The 16,397-nt window shown below is 62.2% G+C and carries 17 protein-coding genes and 4 tRNA genes; 17 read left to right on the top strand and 4 right to left on the bottom strand.

Annotated features, from left to right (window positions below):
- Positions 1-26: 26 nt before the first annotated feature.
- Positions 27-1,370: an isochorismate synthase gene (locus tag HMPREF3172_RS00530; protein WP_070514666.1), complete on the bottom strand. Its 1,344-nt coding sequence runs from the start codon at positions 1,368-1,370 to the stop codon at positions 27-29.
- A gap of 86 nt (positions 1,371-1,456) precedes the next feature.
- Between HMPREF3172_RS00530 and HMPREF3172_RS00525 the strand changes: the two genes are divergently transcribed.
- The 3 genes from HMPREF3172_RS00525 (at position 1,457) to HMPREF3172_RS00515 (ending at position 4,634) form a co-directional block, all read left to right on the top strand.
- Positions 1,457-2,164, top strand: coding sequence for a demethylmenaquinone methyltransferase (locus HMPREF3172_RS00525; protein ID WP_062022121.1), 708 nt, complete (start codon positions 1,457-1,459; stop codon positions 2,162-2,164).
- Complete coding sequence (locus tag HMPREF3172_RS00520) at positions 2,161-3,483, top strand: geranylgeranyl reductase family protein (protein ID WP_062022124.1); 1,323 nt, start codon at positions 2,161-2,163, stop codon at positions 3,481-3,483. The genes HMPREF3172_RS00525 and HMPREF3172_RS00520 overlap by 4 nt, the downstream gene beginning before the upstream one ends.
- Positions 3,484-3,563: 80 nt before the next feature.
- A complete protein-coding gene (locus tag HMPREF3172_RS00515; protein ID WP_070514664.1) occupies positions 3,564-4,634 on the top strand; it encodes a polyprenyl synthetase family protein in 1,071 nt (356 codons plus the stop codon).
- A 29-nt stretch (positions 4,635-4,663) separates the two neighbouring features.
- On the opposite strand, the gene rarD is transcribed toward HMPREF3172_RS00515, so the two are convergent.
- On the bottom strand, positions 4,664-5,707 hold the full coding sequence (gene rarD / locus HMPREF3172_RS00510) for an EamA family transporter RarD (protein WP_070514662.1): 1,044 nt from the start codon (positions 5,705-5,707) through the stop codon (positions 4,664-4,666).
- 119 nt (positions 5,708-5,826) lie between these two features.
- Between rarD and HMPREF3172_RS00505 the strand changes: the two genes are divergently transcribed.
- The gene (locus HMPREF3172_RS00505; protein WP_256173007.1) at positions 5,827-7,215 is read left to right on the top strand and encodes an FAD-dependent oxidoreductase; all 1,389 of its coding nucleotides are present in this window, start codon (positions 5,827-5,829) and stop codon (positions 7,213-7,215) included.
- 99 nt (positions 7,216-7,314) lie between these two features.
- Here the strand turns inward: HMPREF3172_RS00505 and HMPREF3172_RS00500 are convergent, their stop codons facing one another.
- Positions 7,315-7,803, bottom strand: a complete 489-nt coding sequence (locus HMPREF3172_RS00500) for a YajQ family cyclic di-GMP-binding protein (RefSeq protein WP_019174611.1) — start codon at positions 7,801-7,803, stop codon at positions 7,315-7,317.
- 43 nt (positions 7,804-7,846) lie between these two features.
- The gene (locus HMPREF3172_RS00495) at positions 7,847-8,617 is read right to left on the bottom strand and encodes an ABC transporter permease (RefSeq protein ID WP_070514660.1); all 771 of its coding nucleotides are present in this window, start codon (positions 8,615-8,617) and stop codon (positions 7,847-7,849) included.
- A gap of 151 nt (positions 8,618-8,768) precedes the next feature.
- Between HMPREF3172_RS00495 and HMPREF3172_RS00490 the strand changes: the two genes are divergently transcribed.
- From HMPREF3172_RS00490 to rplA, 13 genes are all read left to right on the top strand, one after another.
- Positions 8,769-8,850: transfer RNA gene (locus HMPREF3172_RS00490), tRNA-Tyr, on the top strand.
- 186 nt (positions 8,851-9,036) lie between these two features.
- Complete coding sequence (gdhA, locus tag HMPREF3172_RS00485) at positions 9,037-10,374, top strand: NADP-specific glutamate dehydrogenase (protein ID WP_083281328.1); 1,338 nt, start codon at positions 9,037-9,039, stop codon at positions 10,372-10,374.
- Entirely contained in the window at positions 10,374-11,165 is a 792-nt protein-coding gene (locus HMPREF3172_RS00480; protein ID WP_083281327.1) for a glycerophosphodiester phosphodiesterase, read from the top strand. Before gdhA ends, HMPREF3172_RS00480 begins: the two co-directional genes overlap by 1 nt.
- 94 nt (positions 11,166-11,259) lie before the next feature.
- Positions 11,260-11,332: transfer RNA gene (locus HMPREF3172_RS00475), tRNA-Thr, on the top strand.
- 26 nt (positions 11,333-11,358) lie between these two features.
- A tRNA-Met gene (locus HMPREF3172_RS00470) sits at positions 11,359-11,432 on the top strand.
- A 143-nt stretch (positions 11,433-11,575) separates the two neighbouring features.
- Complete coding sequence (locus tag HMPREF3172_RS00465) at positions 11,576-12,025, top strand: FAS1-like dehydratase domain-containing protein (RefSeq protein ID WP_061940627.1); 450 nt, start codon at positions 11,576-11,578, stop codon at positions 12,023-12,025.
- On the top strand, positions 12,018-12,476 hold the full coding sequence (locus HMPREF3172_RS00460; protein ID WP_070514657.1) for a MaoC family dehydratase: 459 nt from the start codon (positions 12,018-12,020) through the stop codon (positions 12,474-12,476). Before HMPREF3172_RS00465 ends, HMPREF3172_RS00460 begins: the two co-directional genes overlap by 8 nt.
- Positions 12,473-13,549, top strand: coding sequence for a UDP-N-acetylmuramate dehydrogenase (locus tag HMPREF3172_RS00455; RefSeq protein ID WP_070514655.1), 1,077 nt, complete (start codon positions 12,473-12,475; stop codon positions 13,547-13,549). The genes HMPREF3172_RS00460 and HMPREF3172_RS00455 overlap by 4 nt, the downstream gene beginning before the upstream one ends.
- Before the next feature lie 113 nt (positions 13,550-13,662).
- Positions 13,663-13,735, top strand: a tRNA-Trp gene (locus HMPREF3172_RS00450).
- A gap of 63 nt (positions 13,736-13,798) precedes the next feature.
- On the top strand, positions 13,799-14,056 hold the full coding sequence (secE, locus tag HMPREF3172_RS00445; protein WP_019174618.1) for a preprotein translocase subunit SecE: 258 nt from the start codon (positions 13,799-13,801) through the stop codon (positions 14,054-14,056).
- 66 nt (positions 14,057-14,122) lie between these two features.
- Positions 14,123-14,848 carry a transcription termination/antitermination protein NusG gene (nusG, locus tag HMPREF3172_RS00440; protein WP_019174619.1) on the top strand — a complete coding sequence of 242 codons (726 nt, stop codon included), beginning with the start codon at positions 14,123-14,125 and terminating at the stop codon, positions 14,846-14,848.
- Between the two features lie 240 nt (positions 14,849-15,088).
- Positions 15,089-15,526, top strand: coding sequence for a 50S ribosomal protein L11 (rplK, locus tag HMPREF3172_RS00435; protein WP_019174620.1), 438 nt, complete (start codon positions 15,089-15,091; stop codon positions 15,524-15,526).
- A 63-nt stretch (positions 15,527-15,589) separates the two neighbouring features.
- A complete protein-coding gene (gene rplA / locus HMPREF3172_RS00430) occupies positions 15,590-16,282 on the top strand; it encodes a 50S ribosomal protein L1 (protein ID WP_019174621.1) in 693 nt (230 codons plus the stop codon).
- Positions 16,283-16,397: the final 115 nt, after the last annotated feature.

The raw sequence follows: 16,397 nt of genomic DNA, 5'->3' as shown, positions 1-16,397 counted from the left end.
GAGGCTGAGCTGTCAGCCATGGACCGTTAGGGGCGGCGGAGGCCGAGCGCCTGCAACATGGGGCCAAGCTTCGCCCATGACTCTGCGAGTTCTGACTGCGGGTCTGAATCCGGCATGATTCCGCCGCCGGCCCACAGCCGAATGCGGGTGCGCGATTCCAGCTGGCCGCAGCGCAGAGCGATGCCCAGCTGGCCGTTGCCCGCGCCGTCAATCCATCCGACTGGCCCTGCGTAGCGACCGCGGTCAGCCCGTTCGATGCGTGCGATTTCGCGCATGGCCTCGTTGCGCGGCACTCCGCCGACCGCAGCTGTGGGGTGAATGCTCTTGGCCAGATCGATGATCGACGGGCGGTCCTCTGGCCTGCCGGACGGGGAATCGAGAGTGCCGTGGGCATCGCTGGCCAGGTGAATGACATTGGGCAGGGTCAACAGATACGGCTGTTCGTCAACGTGGAGGTCGCTGCTGTAGGGCCGCAGGCACTCTTCCAGGGAGCGGGTGGCGTAGACGTGCTCCTGGGAGTCTTTCGCACCGGCGAGCTGCTGGCGGGCCTGCGCAAGTTCAGCTTGGGCGTCATCGCGCACCTGATAAGTGCCGGCAAGAACGCGAGAGCGCACAACGCCGTCCTGCACACCCACCAGAAGTTCCGGTGTCGCCCCGATTAGGCCGGCTACATTGAATGTCCACGTGGCGGGGTAGGCGGCGTTGAGTGCGCCGAGCACCGCACGCACATCGATGTCGTGCTCTGTATCGACAACCGCGTCGCGAGCAACAACGATCTTCTTGAACTGGCTGCCGGGCGCCCGCATGAGTTCGACGGCTTCGGACACATTGCGGATGTGCTGTTCCTGGCTGATGCGCCCATCGTGCAGGGAGGCACCCGTAACCGGGGTCAGAGCTGCGGCTTCAAGCGTGAAATCGTCGTCAGCGCCGCCTTCCGGGCTGATGGAGGTCAGCCATACGCGTTCGTGCCGGCGGCCCATGATGAAGCGCGGAATGTCAATGACGGAATCCGTGTCGGAATCATCCGTGAAGGAAATTGCCGTGAAGCCCACCAGGCCCGATCCCGGCAGATTCACCGAGTCTTCGACCAGCGCGCGCTGTGCCACCGTACGCCACTGCTGTGACAGCTGGTCGAAACGCGTGCGGCCTTCAACGGTTTCACCGCCTGTGGCGCGCAGTCGTGCAACCCGGCCGAAGCCCACCAGACCAGAGTGGCCGCGCACCCAGCAGTTGAACGTGTCTTGGGGCAGCTGTGCCAAGAATTCGTGTACGGTCGACGGCAGACCGTGGGCAAAGGGCGCCGGCGCGTGGGGGTCAACACCGTCAATGAACCACGAGCGCACCCGCAGGGAAACTGAATCGCTGAGCACACGGCCAGTCTAATGAGGGGCGCTGACACGGTGCTTGTACCGGCCCGATTAGCTCCCCGCGGGGCGGGGCTGAGATTATGAGACACATGAATCGCGCTCACCTGGATAAGAACAAGGCGGACGTCGCATCGATGTTCGACGCTGTTGCCGAACGCTACGACATCACCAACGACGCCATGACCTTCGGCATTTCGCGCTGGTGGCGCGTGGAGATCACCCGATCGGTCGACCCGAAGCCCGGTGAGCTCATCCTCGACCTGGCGGCTGGAACCGGCTCCAGCTCGGTGCCGTACGCCCAGCGCGGAGCCACCGTCATCGCCGGTGACATCAGTGAGGGAATGCTTGCTGTGGGCCGGCGCCGTCATCCCGAAATCCAGTTCCAGTACGCCGATGCGACTGATCTTGACTTCGACGACAACACCTTCGACGTCGTCACCATCACCTACGGCTTCCGGAACGTGCAGGAGCCGCAGAAGGCGCTGAAGGAAATGCTGCGCGTACTCAAACCCGGCGGCCGACTGGTCATCGCGGAGTTCTCCACCCCGACGTTCACCCCGTTTGCGCGCTTCTACAAGGAGTACATCATGCGGGCGCTGCCGGCAGTGGCAAAGGCCGTGAGCTCGAACCCGGAAGCCTATGTGTACCTCGCTGAGTCGATCCGCGCGTGGCCGGCCCAGCTGCCGCTTGCCCACATGATCCGCGACGCAGGCTTTGATCAGGTCAAGTACCGCAACCTCACCGGCGGCATCGTCGCCATCCACCACGCTCTCAAGCCCTCCGGTGATGCACTGTGAAAAACGTCGATGCCGATGTTGTCATCGTCGGCGCCGGGCCCGCTGGATCCGCGGCGGCCGCACACTTGGCTCACGCCGGGCTCGATGTGGCGCTGCTGGAGAAGACCGCGTTCCCGCGCGACAAAATCTGCGGTGATGCGCTGACACCCCGTGCGGTCAAAGAGCTCGGTCACCTGGGCTTCTCGTTACCCGATGAGGCGGGCTGGCACCGCAACCGCGGCCTGCGGCTGATCGGCGGGGGCCACCGAATGGAAATCCCGTGGCCGGACGTGACGGGCTTCCCGTCCTACGGTCTGACGCGCGCTCGCATGGACCTCGACGAACAGCTGGCCCGGCATGCCGAAAAGCAGGGTGCTGTCCTGTACCAGCAGATGTCAGCGGAAGAACCCGTTTTCGACAACGGGTGGATTGCCGGCATCCGCGCAGTTCCCGCTGACGCCAAGGGCAGGAAGCTGCGTGCTGACAAGGACGGTGAGGCAGCGGAGGAAGTCTTCTTTCGTGCTCCCATCGTGATTGCGGCAGACGGCGTGAGCGCCCGCACCGCAGTGCAGATGGGCCACCGCAAACGCGACGATCGACCCATGGGCGTGGCAGTGCGCACCTACTACGACTCACCGCGGCATGACGACCCTTTCATCGAATCGTGGCTTGAGCTGCGCAGCCCCGACGGGGAACCCATGCCCGGCTACGGGTGGCTCTTCCCCTTGGGAGACGGAACCGTCAACGTGGGGCTCGGCATCCTCAACACCAGCCCGCAGTTCGGCAAGGTCAACTACCAGAACGTGCTCAAGGACTGGATTGCCGCAATGGGCGGCGAATGGGGCATCGGCGGTGCGGACGGCACCGAGGGAATGCGCCAGCCCATCCGCTCCGCCGCGCTGCCGATGGCGTTCAACCGCACTCCGCACTTTGACCGCGGCGTCATGCTGCTGGGCGATGCCGCGGGCATGGTCAATCCGTTCAACGGCGAGGGCATCGACTACGCCTTCGAGCAGGCACGGATTGCCGCCGAGATCATCACCACCTACCGCGGCTTCCCGCAGGCGGCCTACAGGAACAAGCTCGCCGGGTTCAGCAAAGCCGTTAAGGACGAGTACGGCAGCTACTTCACGCTGGGGCGGGGCTTCGCCCACCTCATCGGCCAGCCGAAGGTCATGGAACTGGGACTCAAATACGGTATGGGTTCGCGCCACCTGATGAATTTTGCGGTCAAACTGTTGGCTAATCTTTACGAAGACGATCCGCGGGCACACCGCGACCTGCACGACCGCGCGGTTCAGGCACTCATCACCGCTGTGCCGGCCACCTCGAATCAATAGCGGAGTGAACGTAGACTGAGGGGTCGTAGACCCACGGCACAGCCGAAACGACTGACAACCTGAGGAAAGAGAAGACGACGATGGCACCTTCTGGCGAAGCCAGCGCGCCCTCCGCACAGCCGGGGACACAGCCCAAACCGGGTGCTTTCGCCGCTGTCGGCGCTGATCTCAGCGCCAACCTCGATCGTCAGCTTCAGCAGGTTGAGACGCTCCTGAACGAAACCGTGCGCCAGACCAGCCGTCTGGCTGACGAATCGTCCCGTTATCTTCTGTCTGCCGGCGGCAAGCGCGTACGCCCGTCGCTGGTTCTTCTGGCCGCGCAGTGGGCAGCTCAGCTGACCCCCGGGGCTGACGCTGACAGCTTTGACGTTGTGAAAGCCGGTGCCGTTGTCGAACTGACGCACCTGGCCACGCTCTACCACGATGACGTCATGGACGAAGCTCCCGTTCGCCGCGGAGCCCCGGCAGCGCACCACGTGTGGAACAACTCGGTGGCCATCCTCACAGGCGATGTTCTTCTGGCCCGGGCCTCCAGCCTGTGCTCTGAACTGGGGCCGCGTGCCGTGCTGCTGCAGTCTGAAACCTTTGAGCGTTTGGTTCTCGGCCAGCTCAGTGAGTACACCGGCCCCGAAGACGGCGCTGACCCGATTGCGCACCACATCCGCGTCCTTTCGGACAAAACCGGCTCGCTCATTGCCGCGTGCGGCGAGTTTGCGGTTCTGGCTTCCGGCGGTTCGCCCGGACTTGTGGAGCCTTTGCGCGAGTACGGCGAAAACGTCGGCGTTGCCTTCCAGCTGGCTGACGACATCATCGATCTGGCCTCAGACGAAGCCGATTCCGGCAAGACTCCCGGCACTGACCTGCGCGAGGGCGTGCCCACAATGCCGACGCTGCTGCTGCGCCGCGAAGCCGTGGCGGGGGATTCCGAAGCGCAGCGGATTGTCGAGCTGCTGGATGCCGACCTGTCCTCGGACGAAGCTCTTGAGGCTGCGCGCACGGCACTTGTTGCCCACCCCGTAATGGAGGCTGCTCGCGCTGAGGCTCGCCGTTGGTCGGCCAAGGCCGTTGACGCTCTGCGCGACCTTCCTGACGGGCCCATCAAGTCGGCTTTCGAACTGTTCGCCGCCGGTGTGGTCAACCGGGTGGGCTGATCTCCTCAGCGCTCGCGGCGTAGCCGACTTCAGCCGGCAGTCGGTTCGTCCACGTTTGCAGCGGTGTGCAGCACCGCCCGCTTTGCCCGGCGTGCACGATTGCCGGCGTGAATCGAATCCGCACCGATGAGTGCGACCGTCACCCAGATGATGATGAAGCCCCACCACTGTCCGCGCGACATGTGTTCACCGAAGATCAGCAGTGCGGTGAGGAACTGCAAGGTCGGGGTGATGTACTGCATCATGCCAACCCAGCTGAGCGGAATCCGGCGTGTGGCCGCAGAGAACAGCAGCAGGGGAATGGCGGTGATCGGTCCCATGAGTACAAGCAGGACGGTGTGCCAGGCGCCTTCCGTCGTGAAAGTGCCGAGCCCCTGTGATTCTACGACAGCGAGCATGGCGATGCTGGGGAGCGTGAGGATGAAGGACTCGATTGTCAGGCCCTCGAGTGCGCCGACGCGGGAACCGACCTTGGACTTCACAAGACCGTAGAGGCCGAAGCTGACGGCTACTGCCAGGCCCAGCCAGGGCACGATGCCCTCGGAGATTGTGATCACGAGAACCGAGACGAGCCCCAGTCCCATTGCGGCCCACTGCAGGGGCCGCAGGCGCTCACGCAGGAAGATGATGCCAAGCGCCACTGTGATCAGCGGGTTGATGTAGTAGCCGAGCGCGACTTCTGTCACGCGGCCGGCTTGTACGCCGAGGATGAACACCAGCCAGTTGATGCCTACAAAAAGAGACGCGGCTGCCAGAGTTCCGAAGATCTTCGGTTTGCTCGCAAGCTTCCACGTGCGTCCTAGACCGCGGGCAAAAACCAGCAGTAGCGTGCAGAACACCAAGCACCAGATGATCCGGTGGGCCAGGATTTCGAAGGCACCTGCCGGGGCGGCTGCGGCGAATATGAGCGGCATGCTTCCCCAGAACAGGTATCCGCCGATGCCCAGAATGAGCCCATCGCGGCGGCGGCGCGCTTCGTCAAAGGGAAGCTCTGTGCTCGCGGTGGACGCGCTGCTGGCAGGCGTCGTTGCCGCAGTGGCCTGAATCGGTGAAGAAGCTGAGTCGTCGGTCACATTCGCGAGTGTAGACCCGCACGTGGATGGGAAAGCAAGTATTCCTTAATAGAGCACAGCTTCATTTCCTAAATCGCGGTGCGTACAATTGACGGTCGGATATAGGGAAAGGTGATACTTTGAGTCGTCCTCTGCGCTTGGCCATTGTCGGTGCTGGTCCGGCGGGTATCTACGCCGCTGATCTCATGACCAAAGAAGAACGTGACTTCGATGTCAGCATCGATCTTTTCGAGCGCCTGCCGGCGCCCTTCGGTCTTGTTCGCTACGGTGTCGCACCCGACCACCCCCGCATCAAAGGCATCACGAACGCGCTCATCCGCGTAATGGACCGCCACCAGCTGCGCCTGTTCGGCAATGTCGACTATGGCACGGACATTACGCTGGAGGAACTGCAGGAGCACTACGACGCGGTCATCTTCTCCACCGGCTGCTTCATCGACACGAAGCTGCCGATCCCCGGTGTGGACCTTCCGCGGTCCTACGGTGCCGCAGAGTTCGTCAACTGGTACGACTCCCACCCGGACGTGTCACAGGAATGGCCGCTGGAAGCTGAAAAGGTTGCCGTCATCGGCAACGGAAACGTCGCTCTGGACGTTGCGCGCATCCTCGCCAAGCAGGCTGATGACCTCCTGTCGACAGAGATTCCCGACCACGTGTACGAAGGTCTGAAGAAGAGTGCTGTCACCGACGTGCACATCTTCGGCCGTCGCGGTCCGGCGCAGGCGAAGTTCACCCCGCTGGAAATCCGCGAACTCGGTCAGGCGGACGACGTCGACATTGTGGTGTACCCGGAGGACTTCGAGTTCGACGAAGGCTCCATGGAGGCCATCCGCACATCCAACCAGGTCAAACAGGTCACCAAAACCCTCACCGACTTCACACTGCGCGAAGACACCGGCGCTAAGCGCCGCCTGCACCTGCACTTCCTGGAAGCTCCGGTCGAAATCGTCGGCGACGAAGAAACCGGTGTGACAGCCCTGCGCACGGAGCGTCAGGAACTCGACGGATCCGGCGGTGTCAACGGCACCGGCAAGACCACCGACTGGCCGATGGACGCCGTGTACCGCGCGGTCGGCTACTTCGGAACCAAGCTGCCGGAGCTGCCGTTTGATGAGCGCCGGGGTGTCATCACGAACATCGAAGGCCGAGTCATCGACGGTGAATCAATGGCCACCGCCCAGGCGGAAGACCACATTCCCGGCCTGTACACCACCGGTTGGATCAAGCGCGGTCCGGTCGGCCTGATCGGCCACACGAAGGGTGATGCCCTGGAGACCATCGGCCACATCATCGAAGACTACGAAGCAGGCCGCCTGCCCCAGCCGGCGAAGCCGGAAGAAGACGCGATTGTCGACCTGCTGGCCGACAAGGGCATCGACTACATCGACTGGGAGGGCTACCACCGCATTGAGGCTGCCGAAAAGGCCGCCGGTGAACCTCACGGCCGTGAGCGCATCAAGCTGGCCACACGCCAGGCAATGGTCGACGCGGCCAAGAAGATGGCCTAGTTCAGACCAGATTTCCCGAACACAGAGGGCGAGGCGGAATTCCGCCTCGCCCTCTGTGTTCCGGCTGCCGGTGGCGCGGCTTGCGCTCACCTGGAACCGTCAGCGGTAGTTGACGAACTGCAGGTCGACGTCGAGGTCCTTGCCCTTGAGCAGAGCGATGACAGCCTGAAGGTCGTCGCGCTTCTTTGAGGAGACGCGCAGTTCGTCGCCCTGGATCTGCGGCTTGACGCCCTTGGGGCCTTCCTCGCGGATGATCTTGGAGATCTCCTTCGCGGTCTTCTGTTCGATGCCCTCCTTGATGGCCGCTTCGATCCGGTACTCCTTGCCGGACGCAAAGGGATCGCCGGCATCGAGCGACTTCAGCGAAATGCCGCGGCGGACCAGTTTGGACTGGAAGACGTCGAGAACAGCCAAAACGCGCTCTTCTGAATTGGCCTTCATGAGGACCTTTTCGCCAGACCACTCGATTGAGGGGTCCACACCCTTGAAGTCGTAGCGGGAGTGGATTTCCTTCGCCGCCTGGTTGAGAGCGTTGTCCGCTTCCTGCTTGTCGACCTTGCTGACAATGTCAAAGCTTGAATCAGCCATCAGTGCCTCCTAGTTCGTCAACGAATCGACCACAGTCTAAGCGTTAGTCGCTGTCGAACACGGGCTTCTTGGCGCGCGGCGCCAGCGTTGTGGTGATCGTGATCGACACGACCGCCCCGGCAGTCATGATGCCGATGAGCACGAACATCTGGAACAGCCCCGCCTCGTACGGGGGAGATCCGCCGAAGAGCGCGCCGACAAAAGCACCCGGCAGCGTGACCAGCCCCGTCGTGCGGGTCTTGTCGACGTTCGGAACAAGAGCCGAGTACACGGCCTCACGCCCCAGCTGAGCAGTCGCCTGCCGGGGAGTGGCGCCGAGAGCCAGCCACGCCTCGACCTCGGGCCAGCGGTCATCGAGAAGAGAGCGCAGACGCTGGACCGTGAGAGTTGAGAACGTCATGCAGTTGCCGATGACGATTCCGCCGAGTGCCAGCAGATACGACGGGGAGAACTCGAGGCCGCGCAGACCGAACACCGTCAGCAGAGTGACAGCGGTGCCTGTGAACATCCCGATTCCGATGACTGCGGCAGTGCGCCTAAGACCGACCGACTCACCAAGGGCGCGAGCGCGTTTAAACGCGGCCCTCCAGGCGACCGCGAACATGACGAAGAGGAAGACGACAACCCAGCCGATGGATGTGAGCGCACCGGTGAGTACGAACGCGAGCACGGCCAGCTGCACGGTTCCGCGGAGAACGGCGTAGGCAGATGACCACGGGGCGCGGATGCGGGCAGCCAGCAGCAGCCCGGTGAGCAGGGCCAGAAGAACGACTGCCGCGGGCAGAGAGGTCAGAAGATCAGGAACGACGGACACACCGCGAAGTGTAGTCGGCGGAAAAGGCGCACAAGCAGTGCTCGGTCTGCGATGAGGCGAGCGGTGGTGTTGGGCCGAGACAGGATTTCGCTTTTCACCTTTAAGCGTCTATAGTGTTACGAGTGCTCAGCCGAAAGCAGAGCATAATCCCGGCAGATTGCCCGAGCGGCCAAAGGGATCTGACTGTAAATCAGACGGCATTGCCTTCGAAGGTTCGAATCCTTCATCTGCCACAGCCAAAAGGCTCCGACCACGCGGTCGGGGCCTTTTCTGCATCTGTGAACACAACATCCGCAAACGAAGTGGTCCAAATCATGGTCGCATGCACATGGATCCAGGCGGAAGAATATTATTCGGATGAGACCGCCACACGGTCCGGCCCATTCGAGGTCCGAAGCGAGGGGAGATACCGCGTGCCATTGGAGACGATTGACGACCTGCAGGAAAAGGTCATTGCCCGCAACCCGGCAGAACCCGAGTTCCACCAGGCTGTCCGCGAAGTCCTCAGCTCGCTGCGCGCACTGGGCAACCGCCATCCGGAATACGCCGATGCGCGAATCGTTGCGCAGATGTGCGAACCGGAGCGCCAGCTGATCTTCCGCGTCCCATGGGTTGATGACAAGGGTCAGGTGCAGGTCAACCGAGGTTTCCGCGTTGAGTTCAACTCAGCACTCGGGCCCTACAAGGGCGGCTTGCGCTTCCACCCGTCGGTCAACCTCGGCATCATCAAGTTTTTGGGGTTTGAGCAGATCTTCAAGAACTCCCTGACCGGCCTGCCTATTGGCGGCGGCAAGGGTGGAGCTGACTTCGATCCGCACGGGAAGTCCGATGACGAAGTCATGCGCTTCTGTCAGTCGTTCATGACTGAGCTGTACCGCTATCTGGGTGAATACACCGACGTCCCGGCTGGTGACATTGGGGTTGGCTCCCGTGAGATCGGCTATCTGTTCGGCCAGTACAAGCGGATCACCAACCGCTACGAATCCGGTGTGCTCACCGGCAAGGGACTGTCCTGGGGCGGTTCGCTGGTCCGCACCGAGGCCACCGGCTACGGCTGTGCGATTTTCGCCGGCGAAATGCTTGCCAGCATCGGCGGGTCTTTTGACGGTGCGCGGGTCGGTGTTTCCGGGGCTGGAAACGTGGCGATCTACGCAATCGAGAAGGTTCACCAGTTGGGCGGTCTGGCTGTTACCGCCAGCGACTCCGGTGGCTATGTCTACGACTCCGACGGCATCGACCTTGACTTGCTCAAGCAGATCAAACTGGAAGAGCGCGGTCGCATCAGCGAATACGCGCAGCGCCGCGGCGGGAACGCGAAGTACGTCAAGAACGGCTGCGTGTGGGAAGTCCCGATGGACATCGCGCTGCCGTGTGCCACGCAGAACGAGCTCGACGGTAAGTCGGCCGCGAAGCTGGTGAAGAACGGTCTGCGCGTTGTTGCGGAAGGCGCGAACATGCCGTGTACGCACGATGCGGTTGCCATCTTCGCCGATGCCGGGGTGCCGTACGGCCCGGGCAAGGCGGCCAACGCCGGTGGTGTTGCGACTTCTGCGCTGGAAATGCAGCAGAACGCTGAACGTGACTCGTGGACGTTTGAGTACACGGAGGCGCGTTTGACGCAGATTATGAAGAACATCCACGAAACCTGCTTGGCTACGGCTGACAAGTACAACCACCCCGGCAACTATGCGATGGGGGCGAACATTGCCGGCTTCCGCAAGGTTGCCGATGCCATGCTCGCCTTTGGGGTGGTGTGATGTTCACGCAGTTCCTGCGGGACCGGGGCATTGACAGGGTGCCCGGCCGAGGCGGTAAGCCCTGGGCGATTGCGCACAGGGGCTATTCGGGTGCGGTTCCCGAGAACACGATGGCCGCAATCGATGCTGCGCGTGCTCTTGAGGCCGACTTCATTGAGATCGATGTGCACTTGAGTGCTGACGGCACCCCGCTGGTGCTGCACGACCCCACGCTGAACCGCACCACTGATGCGTCCGGTGCTGTTGCGAACCTGTCGGATGAGCAGATCTCTTTGGCCGATGCTGGATCGTGGCTTGGTCCGGGTTTTGCCGGGCAGCGGATTCCGCATTTGGATGCTGTTCTGTACAGCATGTCTTTTCGAGGCGGCTGGCTGCTGCTGGAATTGAAGGGCGACTGGGAGGCCGGGGGAGTAGCCGCTGTCGTCGACCTGATCACCCAGCACGGGATGGCAGACCGCGTGGTTCTGCAGAGCTTTTCGCAGCACACCCTGCACAACTGTCAGGCGATCGCCGGGCACATTCCGCGGATCTTGCTGCGGGTGGTGCCGAAAGAGGGCGATGTCGAGCTTGTGCAGCGCCTTGAGGGGATCGGCTACGCGCCGTCGTTCCGCGGCTTCAAATCGCGCCGTGAACTGGTTGAGGAGATCCGCGAACTTGACCTGTGCGTCAATGTGCACACGGTTGACGCTCCCGAAGGCTGGGATGCGCTTCTGTCGGCTGGTGTCAGCGGGATCATCACGAACCAGTTGGGACGCCTGCAGGGCTATCTGGCCGCGAAGTTTGACGTGTGAGCCGCCGGGTCAGCGCCTGTGACGAAGGTCTCGGTCTAATCTCTCTGTGCGGATTTTGCATTCGCGATTCTGATGTGTAAAGTTAGTTCCCGTTGCCCCAATAGCTCAGTCGGCAGAGCGTTTCCATGGTAAGGAAAAGGTCAAGGGTTCGATTCCCTTTTGGGGCTCTGGTGTAGTCACCGCGCTGCACTGTGGCGGGGTAGCTCAGGTGGTTAGAGCGCACGACTCATAATCGTGAGGTCGCGGGATCGAGCCCCGCTCCCGCTACTTGTCTAAGGCTTCCAGCAGATTTCTGTTGGGAGCCTTTTTCTATGCCCGAACGCGGGAAGACGAGTGTGCCGCAGAATGGCCTGTGTGCTTTCCGCGTCACCAAGACCGCCTAGACTTGATCCCTGAACGAGGAGGAAACTATGGCAGTCAACACCGAGCTGCAGGGTGCCGAATACCGCCTTCCGCAGCCGTACGTGGTTTCACGCGAAGCCATCGCCGAATTCGCCCGCGCCACAGGCGCCGAACACCCGGCCCACACAGACATAGACGCGGCTCGCGAAGCCGGATACGCCGACCTTGTCGCCCCGCCGACCTTCGCGGTCATCCCAGCTCAGCGCTCAGAACAGCGCTACATCTTCGATGAAAACTCCGGCATCGACTTTTCCCGCGTAGTCCACGGCGGAGAGCAGTTCACCTACAGCCGGCCGATCGTCGCCGGCGACGAACTCGAATGCGTCACCCACGTCGACGGCCTGCGCGAAGCCGGCGGTCACGCCATGATCACCACCCGAACCGAGCTCACCGCAGCGGGCGACCACGTTGCCACCGTGACCTCGACCATTGTTGTACGAGGAGGCGACGATGACTGACACCTCGAAAGCTCCGGTCCTGACAGAACTCGAAGTCGGCCAGGAAGTGCTCAACCGCACCATCCCGATCTCACGAGCAGACCTGGTCCGCTACGCGGGAGCCTCCGGCGACTACAACACCATCCACTGGAACGAACGCTTCGCAAAAGAAGTCGGCCTGCCCAACGTCATCGCACACGGCATGCTCACCATGGCCCTGGCCGTCGGACCCATCACCCAGTGGGCCGGCAACCCGGGTGCCGTCATCGACTACCGCACACGCTTCACTAAGCCCGTCGTTGTGCCGGACGCCGAAAACGGATCACCCGAACAGCCCACAGTTGAGCTCGCAGTCACAGCGGCAGTAGGCGCAGTAGACGAAGACAACGGCACAGTCCGGCTCGACGTCAACGTCACAGCAGAAGACACCTCGGTCCTCGGTCGCACCCAGGTCAAGGTGCGCCTGGCATGAGCACACCCATCAACCTTGCCGAGTACACCACCCTGAGGATCGGCGGCCCCGCTGCCAATGCAGAAATCCTCACCACCGAAAACGAACTCGTAGCATTCGCAGACGACTACCGCCTGCAAGACGGGCCCGCACTGCTGGTCGGCGGCGGTTCCAACCTCGTGGTCTCCGATGACGGCTTTGCAGGTCCCGTGGGCATCATCCGCACGGAAGGCGTCCAACTGGAACGCGGCCGCGGCACCGCACGCGCAACGGCCCACGCCGGTGAAGACTGGGACAGCTTCGTCGCCTGGACCATTGAACAGGGCCTCACCGGCCTGGAACCGCTGTCCGGGATACCCGGGTCCGTGGGCGCGACACCCGTGCAGAACGTAGGAGCCTACGGCGTCGAGGTGTCTTCCACGATCGAATCGGCATACCTGTTCGACCGCGAGTTCGGCCGCACCCTGATTGTGCGCAAAGCAGAGCTCGAATTCGGCTACCGCACGTCGGTCCTCAAGCGCACAGCGCACCACCACGGACAGCCGCGCTACGTGGTGCTCTCCGTGACCTTCAACCTGCCGAAAGCCAGCGGAACCGGGGGAGTACCCATCAGGTACGCCCAGCTGGCCAACACTCTCGGCGTAGAAGTCGGCGACACCGCAAGCCCCACCGCGGTGCGCGAAGCCGTGCTTGAACTGCGCAGCTCAAAGGGCATGGTGCTGGACGCCGAAGATCATGACACGTGGTCGGCTGGATCGTTCTTCACCAATCCGATCCTCGACGTCGAACAGGTGGCACTGCCGGAAGGAGCCCCACGCTATCCGGTCGTGGACCCCAGCACGGGCAAAGACGACCCCTCGGTGGTCAAAACCTCGGCGGCGTGGCTCATTGAGCAGGCGGGTTTTGCCAAAGGCTTCCGACTCGACGGCTCCAAGGCTGCACTGTCGAGCAAGCACACCCTGGCGCTGACCAACACGGGAGGTGCCCAGGCACAGGAAATCATCGAACTGGCGCGGCACATCCGCGATGGCGTGCAGGGCCGATTCGGGATCACACTGGTACCCGAACCGAACCTCGTTGGCCTGGAACTGTAGGCGAAAGCCGGTTCAGTTCGACGCGAGCACACCGAACGGCTAATATGTTGTGTCGGTGACGCCCCGTTTCCATCAGCTGCAGCAATGCGGCTATGATGAACCGGTGCTCGCATAGGGGTGTGGCGCAATTGGTAGCGCAACGGTCTCCAAAACCGTAGGTTGCAGGTTCGAGTCCTGTCACCCCTGCTCTTACCCGGCGCGGCCGGGAAAGCCCGAAGGTCGGGAACGCAGACGGAAGAATGAGGACGAGTGGCTGAATCTCAGGCAAACTCCGAAACAGCGCAGAAGAAGCAGGGCTTCTTCGGCGCCATCATTCAGTTCATTCGCGAAGTCTTCGACCAGCTGAAAAAGGTTGTCACTCCCAGCCGCAAGGAGCTGCTCAACTACACGCTCGTCGTTCTGGGCTTCGTGGCTCTCATGATGGTGCTTGTGACCATCCTCGACTTCGTGTTCGGCAAACTTGCCGGATTCATCTTCGCGGGCTCGCCGCTGTGGCCGCTCTGGTAACACCCAAGTACAGCTGAACCACTGAACACGACCCGCGCCGCCGACCGCGAAAACAAAGGAGAATCGGTGTCTGAAAACACTCCGGAAAACGTCGAAGCCGAACAGGCAGAGAACTTCGACCCCGCAACGGGCGAAATTGCCGACGGCGTGGACGCTGCAGACCAGCAGTCTGCACCGGAAGTCGACCCGTTCGAAGAGTTCAAATCCGACCTTCGCATGAAGGACGGCGACTGGTACGTCATCCACTCCTACGCGGGCTACGAAAACCGCGTCAAGGTCAACCTGGAAAACCGTGCGGTATCGCTCAACGCAGAAGACGAAATCTTCGAAATCCAGGTGCCGATGGAAGAAGTCGTCGAAATCAAGAACGGTCAGCGCAAGACCGTTCGCCGCGTGCGTGTGCCCGGCTACGTGCTCGTTCGCATGGAACTCACTGACGAATCGTGGGGCGTTGTCCGCCACACCCCCGGCGTCACCGGCTTCGTGGGCAACGCGTACGACCCGATCCCACTGAGCATCGACGAGGTCGCCGGCATGCTCGCCCCGATCTTCGAAGAACAGCAGGCAGAGGCTGCCAAGGCCGCCGGCGAACAGGCCGCAGCAGACGGCACGCCCATCGAAACCGAATTCGAAATCGGCGAATCCGTCATGGTCAAGGAAGGCTCCTTCGAAGGCCAGCCTGCAACCATTCAGGAAATCCGCCCCGAACAGCAGAAGCTCACGGTTCTTCTGTCGATTTTCGAACGCGACGTTCCCGTGGAGCTCGGCTTCAACCAGGTCTCCAAGATCTGATCTTGTTTTTACGCTGAAAGCGGGTGCACGGCTTAACGCCGGGCACCCGCTTTTGCTTCTGTTGGAAATGGCTGCCCAGCTGAGGCCTATGTGGTGCATGGCACCCGCATTTAACAAAATCGGGCGGGCGTGGAATAATGTTGTGGTTTGGACTCCGTCCGCCCTCATCGGAGCGGACAACCGCGTCCAAAGCCCACGGCCGTTCTGACCGTGGGAACAACTACCAGATTAAGGACCAACATGGCACCCAAGAAAAAGGCTGTCGGTCTGATCAAGCTGCAGATCCAGGCGGGCGCTGCTAACCCGGCACCCCCGGTCGGTCCTGCCCTTGGTCAGCACGGCGTGAACATCATGGAATTCTGCAAGGCCTACAACGCGGCCACAGAATCCATGCGTGGCAACATCGTTCCGGTTGAAATCACCGTTTACGAAGACCGCTCGTTCGACTTCATCACCAAGACCCCGCCGGCTGCTCAGCTGATCAAGAAGGCAGCTGGACTGAAGTCGGGTTCGGCAACCCCGCACACCGTCAAGGTCGGTCACCTGACCGCTGACCAGGTGCGCGAAATCGCCGAAACCAAGATGCCTGACCTCAACGCGAACGACATCGACGCCGCATCCAAGATCGTGGCCGGCACCGCTCGTTCCATGGGCATCACCACCGACATCAAGGCCTGATCAGGCATACCCAAACGTGGTAGGGCCGGCGCGGCCCGCACCACAACTGCAAGGAGATAGCAGATGGCAAAGCGCTCAAAGGCCTACAGGGCCGCAGCCGAAAAAATCGCGGCTGACACTAACTACACCCCGGACCAGGCAGTAGCCCTGGCCAAGGAAACCGCCGTTTCGAAGTTCGACTCGACCGTCGAAGTTGCATTCCGTCTGGGCGTCGACCCCCGCAAGGCCGACCAGATGGTGCGCGGCACCGTGAACCTCCCGCACGGCACCGGTAAGACCGCTACGGTCCTGGTGTTCGCAGCCGGAGACCGTGCTGAAGCTGCCCGTGAAGCAGGTGCTGACTACGTCGGCTCCGATGACCTGCTGGAAAAGGTGGCCGGAGGCTTCACTGACTTCGACGCTGCTGTTGCAACCCCGGACATGATGGGCAAGGTCGGCCGTCTGGGTAAGGTTCTGGGTCCCCGCGGACTCATGCCGAACCCCAAGACCGGCACCGTCACCATGGACGTCGCAAAGGCTGTCCAGGACATCAAGGGCGGCAAGATTGAGTTCCGTGTTGACAAGCACGCGAACCTGCACTTCATCATCGGCAAGGCTTCGTTCTCGGAAGACCAGCTGCGCGACAACTTCGCAGCCGCTGTCGAAGAGATCGCACGTCTGAAGCCGTCGTCCTCCAAGGGTCGCTACGTCACCAAGGCGACGCTCACCACGACCAACGGTCCGGCCATCCCGCTGGACGTTGCCTCCCTGCGCTGATCCAGCGCCCAGGTGAGTAAGAGCGGAGCTCGTCTTCCCAGCGGGAAGGCGAGCTCCGCCTCGTAAGGGGCGGGATTTGCGTCTAAGCACCGTCCTGCTCTACTATTGAATCTGC

Source organism: Brevibacterium sp. HMSC08F02 (assembly GCF_001807555.1).
GTDB lineage: Bacteria > Actinomycetota > Actinomycetes > Actinomycetales > Brevibacteriaceae > Brevibacterium > Brevibacterium ravenspurgense.
The sequence above is the reverse complement of the archived record's forward strand: the minus strand, read 5'-3'. Positions and strand labels throughout refer to the sequence as shown.

Excerpts from the sequence above, each read along its gene's own strand:
- HMPREF3172_RS00480 (WP_083281327.1), top strand. The coding sequence starts at position 10,374 with ATGTTCACGCAGTTCCTGCGGGACCGGGGCATTGACAGGGTGCCCGGC.
- HMPREF3172_RS00515 (WP_070514664.1), top strand. The coding sequence starts at position 3,564 with ATGGCACCTTCTGGCGAAGCCAGCGCGCCCTCCGCACAGCCGGGGACA.
- HMPREF3172_RS00455 (WP_070514655.1), top strand. The coding sequence starts at position 12,473 with ATGAGCACACCCATCAACCTTGCCGAGTACACCACCCTGAGGATCGGC.
- rplK (WP_019174620.1), top strand. The coding sequence starts at position 15,089 with ATGGCACCCAAGAAAAAGGCTGTCGGTCTGATCAAGCTGCAGATCCAG.
- HMPREF3172_RS00500 (WP_019174611.1), bottom strand. The coding sequence starts at position 7,803 with ATGGCTGATTCAAGCTTTGACATTGTCAGCAAGGTCGACAAGCAGGAA.
- HMPREF3172_RS00465 (WP_061940627.1), top strand. The coding sequence starts at position 11,576 with ATGGCAGTCAACACCGAGCTGCAGGGTGCCGAATACCGCCTTCCGCAG.
- HMPREF3172_RS00460 (WP_070514657.1), top strand. The coding sequence starts at position 12,018 with ATGACTGACACCTCGAAAGCTCCGGTCCTGACAGAACTCGAAGTCGGC.
- rplA (WP_019174621.1), top strand. The coding sequence starts at position 15,590 with ATGGCAAAGCGCTCAAAGGCCTACAGGGCCGCAGCCGAAAAAATCGCG.
- HMPREF3172_RS00525 (WP_062022121.1), top strand. The coding sequence starts at position 1,457 with ATGAATCGCGCTCACCTGGATAAGAACAAGGCGGACGTCGCATCGATG.